Annotated in this window: 17 protein-coding genes; 5 read left to right on the top strand and 12 right to left on the bottom strand. The window is 47.2% G+C overall.

Going from position 1 to position 18,141, the window contains the following annotated elements; translation table 11 throughout:
• Positions 1-6: 6 nt before the first annotated feature.
• The 3 genes from MKY73_RS00630 to MKY73_RS00620 all read right to left on the bottom strand — a co-directional run bounded on the left by MKY73_RS00630 (position 7) and on the right by MKY73_RS00620 (position 2,442).
• A complete protein-coding gene (locus tag MKY73_RS00630) occupies positions 7-471 on the bottom strand; it encodes an NUDIX domain-containing protein (RefSeq protein ID WP_339305127.1) in 465 nt (154 codons plus the stop codon).
• A gap of 152 nt (positions 472-623) precedes the next feature.
• A complete protein-coding gene (locus tag MKY73_RS00625) occupies positions 624-1,835 on the bottom strand; it encodes a nitric oxide synthase oxygenase (RefSeq protein WP_339308804.1) in 1,212 nt (403 codons plus the stop codon).
• Positions 1,836-1,962: 127 nt separating this feature from the next.
• Entirely contained in the window at positions 1,963-2,442 is a 480-nt protein-coding gene (locus MKY73_RS00620; RefSeq protein ID WP_339305125.1) for a DNA starvation/stationary phase protection protein, read from the bottom strand.
• Between the two features lie 358 nt (positions 2,443-2,800).
• On the opposite strand from MKY73_RS00620, the gene MKY73_RS00615 reads away from it, so the two are divergent.
• Positions 2,801-3,151 carry a cupin gene (locus MKY73_RS00615; RefSeq protein ID WP_339305123.1) on the top strand — a complete coding sequence of 117 codons (351 nt, stop codon included), beginning with the start codon at positions 2,801-2,803 and terminating at the stop codon, positions 3,149-3,151.
• 122 nt (positions 3,152-3,273) lie between these two features.
• Here the strand turns inward: MKY73_RS00615 and MKY73_RS00610 are convergent, their stop codons facing one another.
• Positions 3,274-4,011, bottom strand: a complete 738-nt coding sequence (locus MKY73_RS00610) for an HAD family hydrolase (RefSeq protein ID WP_339305122.1) — start codon at positions 4,009-4,011, stop codon at positions 3,274-3,276.
• A 180-nt stretch (positions 4,012-4,191) separates the two neighbouring features.
• On the opposite strand from MKY73_RS00610, the gene MKY73_RS00605 reads away from it, so the two are divergent.
• On the top strand, positions 4,192-4,377 hold the full coding sequence (locus MKY73_RS00605) for a hypothetical protein (RefSeq protein WP_339305120.1): 186 nt from the start codon (positions 4,192-4,194) through the stop codon (positions 4,375-4,377).
• 181 nt (positions 4,378-4,558) lie between these two features.
• Here the strand turns inward: MKY73_RS00605 and MKY73_RS00600 are convergent, their stop codons facing one another.
• From MKY73_RS00600 to MKY73_RS00570, 7 genes are all read right to left on the bottom strand, one after another.
• A complete protein-coding gene (locus MKY73_RS00600; protein WP_339305118.1) occupies positions 4,559-6,301 on the bottom strand; it encodes an adenine deaminase C-terminal domain-containing protein in 1,743 nt (580 codons plus the stop codon).
• Positions 6,302-6,476: 175 nt separating this feature from the next.
• Entirely contained in the window at positions 6,477-7,535 is a 1,059-nt protein-coding gene (locus MKY73_RS00595; protein WP_339305116.1) for an ABC transporter ATP-binding protein, read from the bottom strand.
• A gap of 18 nt (positions 7,536-7,553) precedes the next feature.
• Positions 7,554-8,345, bottom strand: coding sequence for an ABC transporter permease (locus MKY73_RS00590; protein ID WP_124116640.1), 792 nt, complete (start codon positions 8,343-8,345; stop codon positions 7,554-7,556).
• 4 nt (positions 8,346-8,349) lie between these two features.
• The gene (locus MKY73_RS00585) at positions 8,350-9,171 is read right to left on the bottom strand and encodes an ABC transporter permease (protein WP_036612869.1); all 822 of its coding nucleotides are present in this window, start codon (positions 9,169-9,171) and stop codon (positions 8,350-8,352) included.
• A gap of 317 nt (positions 9,172-9,488) precedes the next feature.
• On the bottom strand, positions 9,489-10,415 hold the full coding sequence (locus MKY73_RS00580; protein WP_339308803.1) for a nucleoside hydrolase: 927 nt from the start codon (positions 10,413-10,415) through the stop codon (positions 9,489-9,491).
• 91 nt (positions 10,416-10,506) lie between these two features.
• Positions 10,507-11,574 carry an ABC transporter substrate-binding protein gene (locus tag MKY73_RS00575; protein ID WP_339308802.1) on the bottom strand — a complete coding sequence of 356 codons (1,068 nt, stop codon included), beginning with the start codon at positions 11,572-11,574 and terminating at the stop codon, positions 10,507-10,509.
• Positions 11,575-12,040: 466 nt separating this feature from the next.
• Positions 12,041-12,385 carry a Na-translocating system protein MpsC family protein gene (locus MKY73_RS00570; protein ID WP_017691786.1) on the bottom strand — a complete coding sequence of 115 codons (345 nt, stop codon included), beginning with the start codon at positions 12,383-12,385 and terminating at the stop codon, positions 12,041-12,043.
• A gap of 374 nt (positions 12,386-12,759) precedes the next feature.
• Between MKY73_RS00570 and MKY73_RS00565 the strand changes: the two genes are divergently transcribed.
• The 3 genes from MKY73_RS00565 to MKY73_RS00555 all read left to right on the top strand — a co-directional run bounded on the left by MKY73_RS00565 (position 12,760) and on the right by MKY73_RS00555 (position 16,674).
• On the top strand, positions 12,760-13,677 hold the full coding sequence (locus MKY73_RS00565; protein ID WP_339305115.1) for a zinc ribbon domain-containing protein: 918 nt from the start codon (positions 12,760-12,762) through the stop codon (positions 13,675-13,677).
• 262 nt (positions 13,678-13,939) lie between these two features.
• Positions 13,940-14,686: a DUF3105 domain-containing protein gene (locus MKY73_RS00560; RefSeq protein WP_339238462.1), complete on the top strand. Its 747-nt coding sequence runs from the start codon at positions 13,940-13,942 to the stop codon at positions 14,684-14,686.
• A gap of 269 nt (positions 14,687-14,955) precedes the next feature.
• The gene (locus MKY73_RS00555; RefSeq protein WP_339305113.1) at positions 14,956-16,674 is read left to right on the top strand and encodes a methyl-accepting chemotaxis protein; all 1,719 of its coding nucleotides are present in this window, start codon (positions 14,956-14,958) and stop codon (positions 16,672-16,674) included.
• A gap of 336 nt (positions 16,675-17,010) precedes the next feature.
• Here MKY73_RS00555 and MKY73_RS00550 read toward each other — a convergent pair whose 3' ends face one another.
• Entirely contained in the window at positions 17,011-17,964 is a 954-nt protein-coding gene (locus MKY73_RS00550) for a nucleoside hydrolase (RefSeq protein ID WP_127548851.1), read from the bottom strand.
• Positions 17,965-18,141: the final 177 nt, after the last annotated feature.

Raw genomic sequence — 18,141 nt, 5'->3', positions numbered from 1 at the left:
GCAACATTATTTTCCCAATAATGTTGCGATGTGCACTGCATTTTCTTGGATTTTGCTTTTTAAGTAAGGGTCAGTCCTGTCAGGTAATTCGGTTGGTTTGTAAAACTTTGCTTCAAGAACTTCCACCCCATCTGGCTTCAATTCTCCCTCATACTCCGTGCAAACATAACCAATGACCACATTGTAGTATTCATGCCCGTTTCTTAATTTCGTATATAACTCTTTTCCTGAGAAGACGCCATACAGATGAAGTTTCTTAATCTCTATCCCAATCTCTTCTCTGACCTCTCGTATTGCAGACTCTTCCACCGATTCGCCGAGCTCCATAAATCCACCCGGTACTCCCCAAGTGTCATCCAGATGTCGAACCAATAGTATCTCACCCGTCTTATTCAAGATCAGTATACTCGGTCTCACCAGAATAACAGGAGCATTGCCAACCATTCCTCGCAACGTTTCAATGTAACCCATGGATTGTTGTTCCCTCCCTTATGTGAAGCCATGACCTCATTATAGGCGTGTTATATATTTCCATATAGAGAAAGAATCCTCTTCGTTTTTTCCTATTTTATAGCCCTTTATTTGATAAAAAAGGATCACAAAAAATAACCCGTCTGCACAATTTAATGTGCAAACGGGCATTTCATTGGCGCATCTCCGGCCTGTGGCTCGGGATGCTCTACCTGTGCATTCTGCTGCTCACTGCTTCGCAGTTCTGCGGCAGATGCCACGCCATCTTTCAGCGTATACGCCTGATCCTGATGGAAAAAGTTCGGCTTCACAATCTCATTGCGATAGGAGCTGTGAAAAATATGCGTTGTCGCCGGGGACACTGGCGGGATCAGCCACACCCAATCCCCGGTCAGCTTACGCCCAGCCTTCTCTTCCCGCTGTTCAAAGAGCGCAAATTGCGCTGCCGCCGTGTGGTGATCGACAATGCTCACGCCTGCTTTCTTAAACGAATGCAGCACAGCCACATTCAGTTCCACCAAAGCCCGGTCCTTCCACAATGTCGTTTCACTTGACGTATTCAATCCAAATGCTGCCGCCACCGCAGGCAATTTGTTATACCGGAACGTGTCCGCCAGATTACGGGCGCCAATCTCGGTACCCATATACCAACCATTAAAAGGCGCTGCCGGGTAGGATATACCGCCAATCTCCAGACGCATATCGGCGATCATCGGCACACCATACCAACGCATACCCAGCTCAGCAATCTCCTTCTGCTCCGGGTGCTCGATCATCACTTCCACAATCTCTTCTTCAGGTATAACATACCACTCTGGCGCTTGTCCTTGTGCCTGAATAATGAGTGGTAACACATCATATGAGGTGCCTGCTCCTTGCCAGCCAAGTGACATCGCCGCCTTGGTCAGTTCCACCGAAGCAGAATCTCCAATAATGCCTTGCTCCGTCTCATATCCTGCATATCGAATAAGCTGATGATTCCAGACACGTACCGGAGCTCCATTCGGCCCATCCGGTGGAAGGATCGTAATCATCGGAATCACTTTGCCTCCGTTGGATGCCATGTGGATATGATTCAACACCGCATCCGCTGCCGTTCCTGCCGTAACAGCATGACGGGCATCCACAATCCGAAGTTTGTCCCAGAACAGCCGCCCGATGCAGCGATTACTGTTCCGCCAGGCCATTTTGCAACCCTGCTCCAATTCTTCTGAGGTATGCACATAGGTACCCGTTGCTTCGATCTCGCTCATAACCGCAACAAGCCGGGCCTGCGCGTCTTCACGCGAATGGCCCAGCTCTTCATAACATGTATATATAAACCGTTCAGCTTCTTCCTGCAATTGTTCCAGGTCTGACCGCATCATTCATTCCACCATTCTGTACATCTTGGATGCCATCATTATACGGCAAGCGCACTGGATTTGTAAGCGAACGGGCACTTTGTTCACGGACTCTACATATCGTTGTCAGGATGAAGGGTAACCTTGCTTATTTGCCCAGAAATGCGTTTAACATCCAGACCTCTTTATCCAGCGCAGCGGTGAATCCAATTAACATATCTTCCGTTGCGTTATCTTCTGCTTCTCCCGCTTCGTGAATGCCTTGATGAATCACTTCTACCATTGTACGCAGATCAGCAACCACCGACTCTACCATACGCTCAGCAGACAATTGGCCTTGTACCTCTTCAATTGGAGACAGACGCAGCTGTTCAGCCATCGTAGCCACCGGACGTCCACCAATGGCAAGCAAACGTTCTGCAATTTCGTCCATGTTCGCCGTAGCCAGGTTGTACAGTTCTTCAAATTTGGCATGCAGTGTGAAAAAATGAGGTCCTTGGACATACCAGTGGAAGTTATGCAGTTTCGTGTACAGTACGGACCAACCTGCGATCTGACGGTTCAGGACATCTTGAAATGCTGTGGCATTGTTAGCAAAAGTGTTGTTTCTAGTTTGGATTGTGCTCATGGAATTTATCCCCTCTCGAATATAAAAATAGAATGTAAATGATTGTTATGGCGCTGCTTTGATTCATCGTTTTAATTTAGACTTAATCTAAATCTTGTTTTAATTATAACACTGCATTTATAGTTTGGGAAGGCTTTTGCACTGTCTTGTGAATGAAGATTCCATGAAGTACAACTTCATAGAATCAACGGCACAGGCGTTAACGAAATGAGAGTTGTAAACAAACTATTCCTCAAGGATTGGAGCTATGATAGACTCATCTGATTGGGTTTCCATATTTTTTTGGATTAGGATGATACCATCATAAGGAACGTTGCCCTTGTAGGAAGTTAACTTAGTCACGATTGCGGAGGTAAACATGAGGATATTTCAATTTAAACAAGAGTCAGGGAAAAAGATTACCCAATTTGATTCCAATTTCGTCATGTCACGTATTACGCAGACCGACAAAACAGCTCATATCGGATGTATGCACTTGCCTGAGGGTGGAGTAGTCGGTTATCACCAAGCTGTGGTTCCTCAACTGCTTTTGATCGTAAGTGGAGAAGGTTGGGTTAGAGGCGAAGCAAATGAATATATCAAAGTACATTGTGGGGAAGCCGTACTCTGGGATAAACATGAATGGCACGAAACCAAAACAGAAGCTGGACTCATAGCCATTGTAATTGAAAGCGAAGAGTTAGACATCTCATTATTAATGCCTTTATAGAAGGTATTAATAGAAGGTATTAATAGAGGTTTTGCGTAATAAATGGCGTCCTTCTTTAAACACTAAAAAGCAGACCTGCACCTAAAACGGTAACAGGACTGCTCCTTTCAACAAATATCTCCTTAAACTCGGACAACCTCGAAAGTCAGAATACGACTGATCTCTTCATAGCTCGATGCTACAAAATGAGGCTGATGATCTGATTCTGGCAGCGCCTCCCGATGATTGAACCAGATAACCTTCCAGCCTGCATCCACTGCACCTACCACATCATTACGCCACGAGTCTCCGATGTAATAGCTGGAACGGGCATCTGTCCCGGACTGCTTACTCACATATTCAAACAATCTGCGATCCGGTTTCGCATAACCAGTCGTACCAGAAATGAAGATCAGATGCTCGTCCACGAGACTGAGCACATCCAGTGCTTCAAGCTTGCGCCGCTGATGCTCTCCTTCTCCATTGGTGATTAGTCCAACGGTATGGCCTTCTGTCTGAAGCCTTCTAATCAACTCGTATGCTCCTTCAAAAGGCACAATCTCAAACTGTCTGCTCAGATACTGAGCTTGCAGTTCTTCAGCCTGACCCGGTTGTAGGGCGAGTCCAAACTCCTCCATCGTCAGCTCAAACCTCCGACGGCGCATTCGCTCCACCGCATCCGGCTCCGGTACAGCAGACAGATCTTCTTGTGCAGACAGCCAGTCACTGTAATAACGAAAACGGTGATATGCCTCAGCATAAGGGAAGTCATCCGGCAAGCCGAGAACGTCCTGCAGCGCCCCGCGAAGCGGCTGTAAATGATCATATAAGGTATCATCCACGTCAAAAAATATGGTTTTAGCATGATTTATTTCATTCATAATCGTTTTCTATCCTCCTGCTTTGAGTCCAAACATTCTCTTCTTACTATATATGTAATCCTATGCCTCGTCCAAAATGGATTTGGTAAACGTGGACAATCAATAATTGCTACATCCCAGTTACTGGAATATAATTTATTAAGGAACACATCCAAAATGATTAAAAGGTGGAATGAACATATGAGTACTACAATAGAAAAATGCACCGATTGTGGAGGCACGTCTTTCGTACAGGCATCCGACTTCATCAATCTTCGTCCATTGGATAAGAAATTGTCGATTGGTTCAGAAAGAGTATATACCGTTTGTTTGGATTGCGGAGAAGTGGTCTCCATTAAGGTGAAAAATCCAGAGAAATTAATATAAACAGGGTTCGTATTAACTATAATTACAAGAACATAATAATACGTATATGAATTTGCCAAAAAGAAGCCCCGGTTCACTTGAGTGAACCGGGGCTTCTTTTTCTTATAGAACACACCAACGATATAACAACGAATAATCTAATCAATCATCGGAAGAATACTACCAGATGTGTCTATCCCACTTAAACAATCAACGATACAACCTTACCTGCATTTACATCAATCAGGCCATGGTCCGTGATCTTCAGAGCTGGACTTACCGCGAGAGAGTGAGTGCTGATCGACATGATCGGGTTGTAATGCACGTAACCAAGAGACAACATGGCTGTACGTAGTTCCTTCACTTGATGGGATACCACTGCGAGTGGTTCTTCCGTCAGAATGCCACCTACGGGAAGTTCCAGATGGGACAGCACCTTGCCATCTTCCACCACGCAGAAGCCACCCTGGCTCGAAATTACGTTGTTAGCTGCGAATATCATATCTTCACGATTACGTCCTACAACCAGCAGGTTGTGATTGTCATGTGAATATGTCGTTGCAATGGCGCCGCGTTTGATGGTGTCTCCACCGATCAGGCCATGTGCTCGATTGCCGTTCACACCATAACGTTCAAAGGTCGCGATCTGCGCATATCCGCTCTCTTCCCAGCGCAATTCGCCATTCGAAGACTGAACCGGTGCAATATGTTCTTCCACAAAAGTAGAACCATCCTTCACCATCATGACACGGCATTGGTACTCACCTTCACCAGCGAGATCAACACCTGATCCACTGACTTTCGGGTCGGACAACTGAATAGCAAAATCTGCTGCCCCCAGTTTCTCTAACTGCACACTCTTATAGAAGTGAGGTGGGAATTGCCCGATGATCCGTTCCTGCTTATACGGTTCGTAATCGTCATAAGCTTTGCGGCCATTTTTGTACACCTGATCAATGGAGAGATCATACAAGTTGGACACCAACACATAATCGGCCACTTTACCTGGCGCAATGCTGCCGCGATCGGTCATTTTCATACGGGAAGCAGGGGTAGACGTTGCTGCGTAGATCGCATCTTCCGGACGCATCCCCATCTGAATGGCCTTGCGTACGATATGATCCAGATGACCACGCTCCACCAGTGAATCCGGCATCACATCATCTGTGACGAAGCAGAAGTGCTGTGCCACATCATGTTGAATCAGATACTCCATGACTTCAGGCGTCATCGATTTCTCCTGTATTTCAATAAACATACCTGCGGCAATCCGTGCCTGTAATCCCTCAATGCTCTGATGGGTATGATCGGAATCAATACCTGCGTAGATCAGTCGATGCAGATCGAGTCCAAGCAGTTTCGGTGTATGACCTTCGATCACGAGATCAGGATAGTTTTTGCGGATATGCTGTAAAATCTGGTTCGTCTTGCACTCCGGATCACGGATGACATCGACATAGTTCATGATCTCACCCAGACAGATAATCTCGCCAGTGGCGAGCAGCACGTCCATATCTTCGATTTCAATCGAACCACCTGTCGTCTCCATCGGGGTTGCCGGAACGGAGCTTGGGATCGCATAGAACATGTCCACCGTCGTCTCCCGACTCGCAGCCATCATCTCCTGAACTCCTTCAAGCCCGAACACATTCGCCATCTCATGTGGTTCTGCAACAATGGACGTTACCCCGCAGCCAATCAGACCATGGGAAAAGGTTTCCGGTGTCACCATCGTACTTTCGATATGCAGATGGATATCGATCAAACCTGGAATCATGTATCTTCCTCGTGCATCAATGACTTCGTCTGCCTGAATCATCTCCGGTCCACCGGGTCCAACATATAGGAATCTGCCGTCCAATACAGCAGCGACGTTGTTCATTTCAAATCGTTTATAATAACTGTTATACACATGTACATTCACAATCAGTTGATCTGCACGCATGGGGCATAATCTCCTTCTTCACAAGCATTTCACTGCGATCCGAACCGGACAATGAACCTGCACTTTAATCTGCTGTGCTGCACATGACTGCGCACCACCGCCATCATCCGGAATCATCGCATGAGTTGCTTTCTTTGCTGCTCTTATTTCTTCAAGCTATTCCATACATTCATCGCTACTCTACCAGTACAAGCTTGTCCTGTGGGAAGATCAGGCTAACACGCTGCCCGCTAAGGTACGGTGTCTCCATCTCCTGATTGGCTGTAAAGTCACCCAGTTCCGTCTCAACTACATACTGATAGCTGCGTCCCAGATACGTGCTGACTTTGATAATGCCCGGCAAAGCGTTCACCACATCCGCAGAGGTATCACCACTTACGATCAGATCATCCGGGCGAATCGCGCCTTTACGGGCACCGGGAAGTGCTGTTCCAGGATGCGCCATTGCTGTAAATGTGCGTCCACCCGCATGTAATGTGATGACTTCACCTGCATCGCTGCGATCCGCGAATTCAATAAAGTTATGGAATCCGATGAATCGTGCGACAAACTCCGTTGCCGGATATTTGAAAATCGTTTCCGGGCGGTCGAGCTGCTCGACCACACCTTTGTTCATGATGGCTACCTGATCCGAGATCGAGAAACACTCTTCCTGGTCATGAGAGACATACAACGTTGTAATGCCCAGCTCTTGCTGAATCCGGCGAATCTCGACCCGCATGTTCAGGCGCAGATTGGCATCCAGGTTACTGAGCGGTTCGTCGAACAAGAGCAGGTCAGGCTCAATAACCAATGCGCGAGCAATGGCCACACGCTGACGCTGTCCACCAGACAGTTCTTGTGGAAAACGTTTCTCAAATCCGTTCAAGTTAACCACTTCCAGGATTCGCATCACACGGGAAGAGATATCCTTGTCTTTCACTTTACGCATCCGCAAGCCAAAGGCCACGTTGTCATAGACAGACAGATGCGGGAATAATGCATAACTCTGAAATACAAATCCGAAGTTGCGCTTGTTCGCCGGAACCTTCGTATAATCCTTGCCGCCAAACATAAACTTGCCCTGTGATGCTTCCAGAAATCCGGCGATGAGGCGCAGCGTAGTTGTTTTGCCGCAACCGCTCGGTCCGAGCAGGGAGAGCAGTTTACCTTTTTCCAGCTCCAACTGAAAATCCTTCAGGATTGTCTGCTTATCGTATGCCACGGATACGTGGTCTAATGTCAGCAATGCCATAGCGTTCTGCGCCTCCAATTAACGTTTAGTAAAGTATGAAAATCCGCCCATGATCCGTTCGATCACGAACATTAAAAGTCCGGTTAGTACCATCAATAGCATGGAAATCGCTGCAATCGTTGGGTCAAAGTAATTCTCCACATACGTCAGCATCTGAATTGGCAATGTACTTACCCCTGGTCCGGTCATGAATACCGAGATGTCCACGTTGTTGAACGATTCCAGGAAGGCAATCAACACTGCAGCGATAATGCCTGAGCGGATGTTGGGAAGCACGATTGTGAAGAACGTTCTCACCCGTCCCGCCCCAAGACTCAGCGCAGCTTCTTCCACGGCGAAGTCAAAGCTCGACAGACTCGACGCGATAACCCGAATGATGAATGGAAGCATGATAATCGTATGACCAATCAATAGTCCAAGGTACATCGGCAGATGGTAGATTACGATCAGATATTTCATCAATGTAAAACCAAGCACGATTCCCGGGATCAGTACCGGGGACAGGAACAGTGCGTTCAGCACGGACTTGCCTTTGAAATCGTAACGACTTAGTGCATACGCAGCCGGAACTCCAAGCACCAGTGCCAACAGGTTCCCCAGCAAGGAAATGATGATGGACGTCTGGAACGTGCGGAGGAAACCGCCTGTGTTGAAAATATTCTCATACCAGCGGAAGGAGAACCCTTCCGGCGGAAATTTGAGTACCGTTCCCGGTTCAAACGAAGTGATCGATATGATCAGAAGCGGGCCCAGCAGAAAGATAAAGACCAGCAGACTGAACAGGCCCAGCCCGATATGTTTCTCCCGCATATGTCTACCCCTTCGGATTTAAAGTTTTGGCCATTTTGTTCATGACACCGACCACGACAAATGTAATTACAATCATAATCGCGGCAACAACCGAGGCCAGATACCAGTCGTTGAGAGTCATGGCGTTCTGATACAGGAACGTAGCAATCACACGCTGCTTGCCTCCAAGGAGGGCAGGTGTGGTATACGCCGTCAGGCTTCCGACAAAGACAAGCACGGCTCCGATCACAAGTCCTGGCACAGCCAGCGGGAATACAACCCGGCGGAATGCCGTAATGCGCGATGCGCCGAGACTTTGCGCTGCCTTGAGCAGATCACCGTCAATGTTCTCCAGCACACCCACCAGAGAGATAATCATCAGTGGCAGGAACAGATGCGTCAGACCGATCATCATCGCTGCTGGCGTGTACAGAATATCCAATGGCTTGTCCACGATCCCCAGACCAACAAGGGTGTTGTTGATCAGCCCTTTGCGTCCAAGGATGATCATCCAGCTAAACGAGCGCACGACCGGGCTGGTCAGCAGCGGAAAGATCGCCAGTGCCAGCAAAATACCTTTGCGACGCGGCGCTTTCTGCGAAATATAATAAGCTGTCGGGAATCCGAGCACCACACAGACGATGGTGGTGACCACGCTGACTTGCAGCGTCGTAAGCAGTATTTTCAAAAAGTATGGGTCTCTGAAAAAATGCATGTATCCTTCAAACGTGAAGGAGTTTTCTTGGAAAAACGTCGATCCGATCGTCAGGACAATCGGAATGATCATAAATGCCGCCAAAAACACGAACCCCGGCAGCAATAGCCAGTAGATTACTGATTTTTTCATCGCCATACTCCTGACTTGTAAAATGGTTTTATTCACACGTTTCACTGGCGCACATTTCAAAAAATATCCACGTTCATTGCATCAGCCGTTCCGGTTACGAATCGTTCTTACGATCGCTGTTATCCTTGGATTTTCTTGATCTCTTTCTTAATAGAAGGAAAAATCCAAGGATAGTGTATGCTTCCGAAGTAGCTTTCTTTCAGAAAGCTTTTAGGCGAACGCTTCGCTTCTTAAGAATCGATTTCGTCCCCTACACTACCAGCGCAATACGTAAGGATTAATTTTCAAATTGAACGCCAATGCCGTAAAGATCATAACTACGCGTTTAACGCGTTGATAAATAGTTCAAGGAACGCTTCTGCGTCTACGGTTTCGCAGACGAGGGTGTTGGGCTGCTCACCCAAACGGTTTTGGAAGTCGCATACCATTTGGCCATCGCACAGACGGCTGGCGGTTTCGACATCCACGTAATATGACTTGCGCCCAACGAGTTCGGGGGCAAGGGCTACGCCCACGGCCAGTGGATCATGCAGGGCACAAGCCCTTACGCCGTTCATTTGTTCATACCGGTTGATGTAAATCTCCGTGCTCTGAGCAACGTACGCACGCAGTGCAGGATCGGTGAGACGCTCAATCGTTGCCTCATTCAGTAACGTTTGACGCGTCACATCCAGTCCGACTTGCGTAAGCTTCTCGATGCCCGCGTGCAATACGATGCGTGCCGCCTCTGGATCAGCGTATGTGTTGTACTCGGCTGTCGGCGTAATGTTGCCATGTCCGCGAACCACGCCACCCATGAAGATGACTTCCTTCAATAAAGAAGGCAATTCAGGACACTTCATCAGCGCGAGTGCCAGATTGGTTAATGGAGCAGTCATGATCAATGTCAGTTCGCCTGGATATAACTTGGCTTGCTCCACGATAAAGTCCGGCGCAAAACCTTCCTCGGCTTGCTTGGACACCGCCGGATCAGGCAGCGCACCGCCCAATCCGTCCTGCCCATGTACCCGGTGTTCATAATGCGACTTGCGAGTAAGGGGTCCTGCCGCTCCAGCAATCACCGGAATTTCAGGTGCACCCGCAAATTCAAGGATTTTGCACGTATTCTCTGTTGCCTGCTGGAGTGATACGTTCCCACAGACTGTGGTGATACCGAGAATGTCCAGCTTCCGGCTTTTGACCGCCAGCAAAATTGCCAGTGCATCGTCAATCCCCGTGTCCACATCCATAATGATGCGATTCAGCGTTTCATTCATCCGTTCTCAACTCCTATACGGTGATTGGTTGCTTGCTGCAAAAAATATAAGTTCAACATATCGATCAAAGGTAACTTTTTTATTGTGCAATCTCGCGGTTCCAACGATCTGTCCAGCCTTTAACCTGTTGATTGACGAATTCCATATCCAGCTTGTTCAGTTTCTCAACAACGTCAGCACCGTATGTTACACCTTCTGCTTCTTCAGCAGTCAGTTCAACCTTGGTATTAACCGGAGAGTCAACTTTAGCTTTAGCAGATTTTGCTTGTACATCTTGGCTAAGCTGCCAGTTAATGAATTCTTCAGCCAGTTCTTTATTTTTGCTGCCCTTCACGACATTGATCGTGTTCATCACGGCATATGCACCTTCGCTCGGTGTAACAAACTTCGCATTAGGTACGGCTGCTTTCAGATCTTTGAAATACATTTCCATGATCGGTCCGCCTGCAATCTCCTCCTGGGAGAACATGTTCACGAACTCGGACGTTTGGCTATAGAATTTCACCACATTGCCGCTCAGTTTTTTCAGTTCAGCAAATGCTGCATCTTCATTAAACGTATCATTACCAGCTACACGAGAAGCTGCATCCACAACCATCGGGCCTGCTGTTGCCGTAATATTCGGGATAGTCAGATTACCCTCAAACGCCGGGTCCCACAGGTCACTCCATGAAGTCAATTCTTTGGAAACGAGGTCCGGGTTATAAGCGATTCCGAGCTGTCCAACTGTGTAAGCCGGGCCATAATCTTCACCAAGCGGGGCTTTGGCAATATCATAAATGTCATTTACATTTGGAATTTTGGAGCGGTCGATTTTTTCAAACAGACCTTCATCGATACCTTGTTGTGCATAGTAGTCCGACAGGTAGATGACATCGACATTTGATGTACCTTGACGGATTTTGTTCAGGCGCTCAGCGTTATTGCCGACTTCCAGTACGATGTCTACATTATGTTCTTTTTCAAAGGGACCAAATACCGATTCATTGAAGAAATCTTCGGAGAAGCCCCAAGTGGAGATAACCAATTTGGTAGCTGCTGTTCCCCCACTGCCTGATCCACCTGCTGCATCCTCTGTGCTGCCACAACCTGCAAGTAATACTGATGTCATTGCCACTGCTGCCAAACCGCTAATCCACTTTTTCATCATGATCCTGATTCCCCCTGATATATGTGATTTAACAACCCAACCATTAAGTTGAACTAGCTTACATGCTCTGCTAAGCATTTACACCTAACGAAGAGGACAGAAATAACCTGAAGAAGCGAAGCGTGCGCCTTTATCACCGGATTTCACCTTTATTAAAGGATCAAAAAATCTGGGGATAACAGCGATCGGAAGGTTGTTCTGTCATCGAGTGCCCGTGTAAATTACGTTAGTTGAGTGTGTATAGTTCGACTTAAAAAACAAAAAGAAAAGCATTCTTGTATAAACAAGAACACTTTTCTTCGTAAACAAAGGAAAGCGACACCCGCTGCCGGTACATCATCGGTTTCTGCTTCAGAATCAATCCGAAGACAGACGCCATCATATGAAATTGTACGGAACCTGATCATGAATCCGGGCCATAACCTTCGTATGCTTCAACAAGAATCTATCCTGCCGATCCATCCTAGGCCTGTTCCAGAATCACATTCGTAATCGCCCACTGAGTGGACGCATCATAATCCCGCAATATAGCTTCAATTGGCAAACCCATGTGTTGCTCGAGCTTCTCCCGGAATTTCTTCTTATATAAGACAGACATGCGGAAGTCCACTTCCAGCTTTAAGCCGGGGGCCTCCCCTTCCAGGGCGTCAGAGCGCGGTGAACGTCGGTGCTTCGCGTAGAAGGTCACAATGTTCTGGTCAATGGTCACTCTCAGGAGAGTGGTGCCAAATCCGAACAGTTCCTTCGAGATTTCGTTATAATACTGGCACATCTTCTTCTTGCTCTCATTGCTGTCCAGTAGTTCCATGAACTCACCCACATCTCTTACTACCGTACATTCGACGTGTTAACACGATTGATTATACATAAATCTTCCGAAATGAGCAACCCAAAAGATATACATAACATGTAAATCACACACAGAAGCGAACGATAAGATATTTGCCTCCAAAAACAATTCGTCTTAAACCGCAGTAAATTTACATTAATATGCCCGCATGTAAGTCCTATACTATTGTTACTTCCAAACTACGTTTTAATACACCTTGTTCGAGTCTTCGTTTCAACTTTCCTTAAAAGGGTATTAATTCCTGCGAAACATAGACAAACTTCGTCAACAACCGTTAAAATGAGACACAATGTTAACATGTTTTTATTTTCTAGAAATTGGAGGCTTAACCCATGCAATGTCCAGTATGTAACCACGAAAATGGAGATGCCCAGTTTTGCGAGAGGTGCGGATCTAATCTAACGCAAACTAACTCTTCACCCTCTCTTGTAAAGAACCCGGAATCTGCTGCTGCTTCAGAACCTGAATATACTCGCTGGTCCAGTACGCAGAACACATCTTCCGAGGCACCCGTTCGACCGAACACAACATCCGTCTCTACTCAGAAACAACAGACAACAGAATCAACAGGCACCAATGATCATGCTTCTGCAGGAGACAACAGCTCCAATCAGTGGAATAATATTGTGCAGAATGAGAAAGTTCAGCAAGCCAAAGAAGTAAGCAAACAGTATCTATCCTATTTCCTCAGTGTATTAGCTCGTCCTTATCAGACGATGAAAACCGTTGGCGACCAGCATTCACTAAACGGATGGCTAACGATGGCGCTGATTGCAGTCCTATCTTCTACATACTTCTTAATTACCTTTAGTCGCATAGGCATGGACGGCTTGTTCATTGGTGGATTTGTAAGGCCACTATTGTTCACCGTCATTATCCTGATTGCCTCAATTGCACTGATGTACGCTATTCTGAAAATTGAAAAAATAACCTTCCGTCCCAAAACACTGGTTGCCCAGTTCGGTACATTGCTTGTTCCTGCTGTCGTATCCCTTGTTCTGGCGAATCTGTTTATTATCATCTCGTATTCCATCGCGATCGCCTTGCTTGTGATCTCGTACATCATCATATTTGTCGCTCTGAACTCGGTGCTATTCCACTATCCACTGAATCGTACCAAAGCAGCCATCGACAGTATGTACAGCGTACTCATCGCCAATGTGGTCGTATTCTTTATTCTGTATCGATTGTTGGGTGAGGTTATTATGGGACTGATCGGATTGATGCTGTCGCCGTTTGGTCGTCTGTAAACATTATCCCCGTTATCCGTAAAATTGTATTGAGGCGCTCCCTTCTCACGTGGGGAGCGCCTTTTTTTGTTTTCCAAGGCAGCATTGCACTGTGCACGTATCATACACTATAATGTGTAGTGCAACAGGTATGTTCTTATTGACGTAATAAACCAATCCAGCAACTCCCCGTTACGTAATGAAAGGATTCATCGTTGTTATCAACACTACATTATGTAGTGTTAAATTCACTCATTTTACAAAGAAAGCAGAGGGACTCTCTATGGACATGACCAATATGAATCATATGCAAATGGAGCATGAGGCAGGTACATCCTACCTGTGGCTCATCGTTGGTGTAATTGTGTTACTGTTCTCCATCGCCGCCTATATCTGGGCATCACGTACACAGGGCAAAATTCTGGGCCACATGAAAAAGAAAGAACGGGCGGACATTCAGAAAAAAAGTCGATCCCTTCGGCTGTCTGCACATGTAATGATGGCTGTGTCGATTATTACGTTTGGCCTGTTCTTCATGCAAGGAGCAGGTAAAACATATAATGTAGCCGATCTGGAATCCAACGCGACAATCGACGTGACGGACGATAAATATTATGGGGCTGACCATACGGAGGACCCCATTCAGTATGAGATGACAATTCCAACATCCGGGCCGCATAATCCGCATGATATCAAGTTTGGATTTTACACCGACTTCCCGGGCTATAATTATCTGGTGCACAATCTGGAGCATGGGGATATCATCATCTATTATCGTGAGAATGCAAGCGAGGACTTGAAGGAGCATCTGAAATACCTCGCCAAATTCCGCGAAGCCGGGGCAGGTATACTGGCCGTGCCCAACAAGGATATTCCCGAAGGCAGTGAAGTCGTGGTGACCGCATGGACCAAAACGATGAAACTCGACCAATTCGACGATGCCAAGGTGGGTACTTTTATCAATAAATATATTAATCAGGGACCGGAAAAGATTCCTGCCTCTGTTCGCCAGGGCGGCGGAACAATGTAATGGCGTAATCACTCAGTCATGTGAAGGCATCAAGTCGTAACCATGAAGCTTGTACCAATAATGTACTTGGTCAATATAATATTAAAACGTAATTAGCTCCCGGATCAAAATTGACTTGGGGGCTAATTCTTTATCGCCCGGATGCCGATATTTCAAGTAGAAAACTGTATATTTGATATACAATACATACGAACCAAAAAAGCGACAAACACCATCTAAAGAGACAAAGAGACGATTCATCCAACAGATCAAGGGGGACACTTTTACCAATGAACAGTTTGTTTATGCGGATCTTTTTATTTTTTTCCTGTCTGATGCTGGCCGCGGGTGCGGTTCTTGGCATTACGATGTACCGTTCATCGGCGCAACTGGTCGAGCAATCCATGGGGATGCAGGCACAGGCTGTGGCAGAACGGGCAGCTGCACTAATTGACACTTCTCTGTATGCACCACTCAGTACCGGACAGGAAGAGACAGCGTATTATGGCACATTACGTGAGCAGCTCAGTCAACTGCGCGAGGCCAATGGGCTCAAGTATCTGTATACCCTTGGTACACGCGAAGAAAATGGAACAAATACATATTTCTATGTTGTGGATGGGGCTGCTGCCGATGTAGCAGAAGATGACTTCTCCCCTTACGGTTCCGCGGAAGAGAACCATTATGAAGGAATGCTGCAAGCTTTTGAAAAGAATGAACCTATTCGGGGCGAACTCACACAGGATGAATATGGCGCTACCATTACTGCGTATGTGCCGATCCATGGGGCTGACGGGAAAGTACTGGGGCTGGTCGGTGCGGATCTGGACTCCACTGCGGTCTATGAACTGATGTCCCGCAACCGCATGACCATGATCTGGACAGCCTTGGCTATTGTGCTGCTCAGTGTCTTGCTGGTGTATGGATTCGCCCATTACTTGACCCGACCATTGGTGAAGTTGAAGAAGTTAATTACCCAGGTAGGAAAAGGCGACCTGACCGTCAACGTTGAACTTAGTCGCAAGGACGAGGTGGGACAGCTCGCTTCCGAGTTCAAACATCTGGTCACAGGTACTCGGGATGTCATGACGGGCATCCGTCAAAGCTCTGATTCTCTGCTACAGGCTGCGGAAGGTGTATCAAAACATTCGCAGGCAACTGCCGAAGCTAGTCAGCGTATTGCCGAGCATACCAATCATACAGCCAGTGGAGCTGCTGAACAGGTGGCACGTGCAGGCGAAGTTACGGTAGCCATGGAAGAAATTACACGCAGCATGCAGCATATTGCGAACTCTTCTTCTATGGTCGCGGATGTCTCGCAGGAAACGACCAATAACGCGGTGCAAGGTCAAGCCAACATCAACACGGCAATAGACAGCATGGACAAAATTCATCAAGCGAATGTGCAGATGGTGGCCTCCACCTCTCAGCTAGAGCAGTACTCTGATAAAATTGAGTCTGTTGCACATCTAATGAAGGGTATCGCTTCACAGACCAATCTGCTCGCCCTTAATGCGAGTATTGAAGCGGCTCGTGCAGGAGAGTATGGCAGCGGGTTTGCAGTGGTTGCCTCAGAGGTTCGCAAGCTTGCGGGGGAATCAGAGCAATCGTCCCAGCATGTCACCGAACTGATCGCCGAGATGACACGTCAGACTTCCCTGTTGTCAGAACATATGTCAGCAAGCACATCTGCCGTACAGTCCGGTCTCGCTGTTGTACAGGAAGCAGGTCGTTCGTTCACATCCATTCATACCGGAATTGAGACGATGAATGAACGTCTGCACGAAGTATCCGCAGCATCCGAGCAGCTGTCTGCCAGCGCCGAGGAAGTGTCCGCTTCCGTGGAGGATATGGAGCATATCTCGCGGGAATCCTCTTCCAGTATCCAACAGGTGTCACACGCTACCGGAAGCCAGCTGCAATCCATGGATGAGATGCGTGCATCCGCAGAATCTCTGCGGTTACTGTCCAGTGAGCTAAACGGGTTGATTAGTCGATTTAAAATATAACGGGCAGCTTAGAATGCTATATAGATTGAACTAAAGAATATTCACACTTGCCACTTCGATGACAGAACAACCTTCCGATCGCTGTTATCCTCAGATTTTTTGATTCAATTTTACAATGGTGAAAATCTGAGGATAAAGGCGAACGCTACGCTTCTTCAGGTTATTTCTGCCCTCTACGTTCTCGTGTAAAATAATTAGTTCAATCTATAAAATCAGCACACAACAAAAAGCCGCACGGCAGGGACGGGATTATGGGGTCAACCCCATTTCCAGACACTGCCTGCGGCTTTATTTTTGTTGTACCTTTAAGGATGGCGAGCTCTAAGGCTGCCTGAATTAGTAGCGCTGCGGAGCAGCTTTTTTACCCAAATCCGTCATGTACGTAAAGAACGCTTCCGGATCGGTATCATACACCAGTTGTACTGGACGTCCGTCTGCTTGCTCCACCGTGCGGCCTTGGCTAGGACCATCCGGGATGACAATACAGTTGACCGTTTTCTTCTTCACGATGTCCTCGCGTCCAACGGAAGCCGTTGTCAGCACATCCCACAGATAATATGTGGAATTCGTCTCACTGTACACCAGTGGCGGACAACCCGCGTAACAGTTCCCCAGGAAGTCCACGCCTTCGAAGCGACGCTCTGCTGCCCAACGGTTACGAACGGCTGGAGTCAGAGGTACTTTGTTCGTGCTTTCGAGTGCAACCAGATCGATCTGGATGCCGCTCTGCCATACACGGTAAGCCGCTTCCGGGTCCCAGAAAACGTTCCATTCCGCTGTGCCGTCATGCTCAGGCTCTTCCACGTTACCACGCTCGAATGTGCCACCCATCCATACCAGCTTGTCGATTTTCTCTTCAATGTCTGGTGCTTCGTCCAGTGCACGCGCAAGGTCTGTCAGTGGTCCTGTGAACAGGAGCAATGTTTTGCCTTCGGTGTTACGCACTTTCTCAATCAGATGCTGGTGTGCCGGAATAGCAGAGAGTGGTGCTTCCATTTTGCCGGACTCGTTCAGTACAGGAAGTGCATCTACATAGAAGGAATGCAGTCTCCACGCCGCAGGAAATGGATTTTTCCCTCTGGAGTTGGATTTGGATACCTCTACGGAATATGTACCGAAACGATCGATAATTTTACGGCTGGCATCTGTTGCTGGCTCCAGATATCCGTCTGCCGGAATAACCGATACACCGGTTACATGTACATTGTCCATTTGCAGAAGCATGAACAGCGATACGAGGTCATCCACGCCGCCGTCATGGTTAAAATACACATTAAGTTGGTTCGTCATGCTTGCTTTCATCCTTCCCCTGGTTGTCCCATTGATGTTGATTCATCCGTCTGCCCTAAGCCGACGCTTCCTCTATTATGTCCCATAACCCTTGTCTACGTAAACCTTCCCTACGCAAAGAAAACAAGGATCATGCCTCATCCTGCGGATATTTTACAGTTCCACCATTCCATCTCA

The organism is Paenibacillus sp. FSL R5-0519 (assembly GCF_037974275.1).
GTDB lineage: Bacteria > Bacillota > Bacilli > Paenibacillales > Paenibacillaceae > Paenibacillus.
This window is presented reverse-complemented; position numbering and strand designations above follow the sequence as displayed.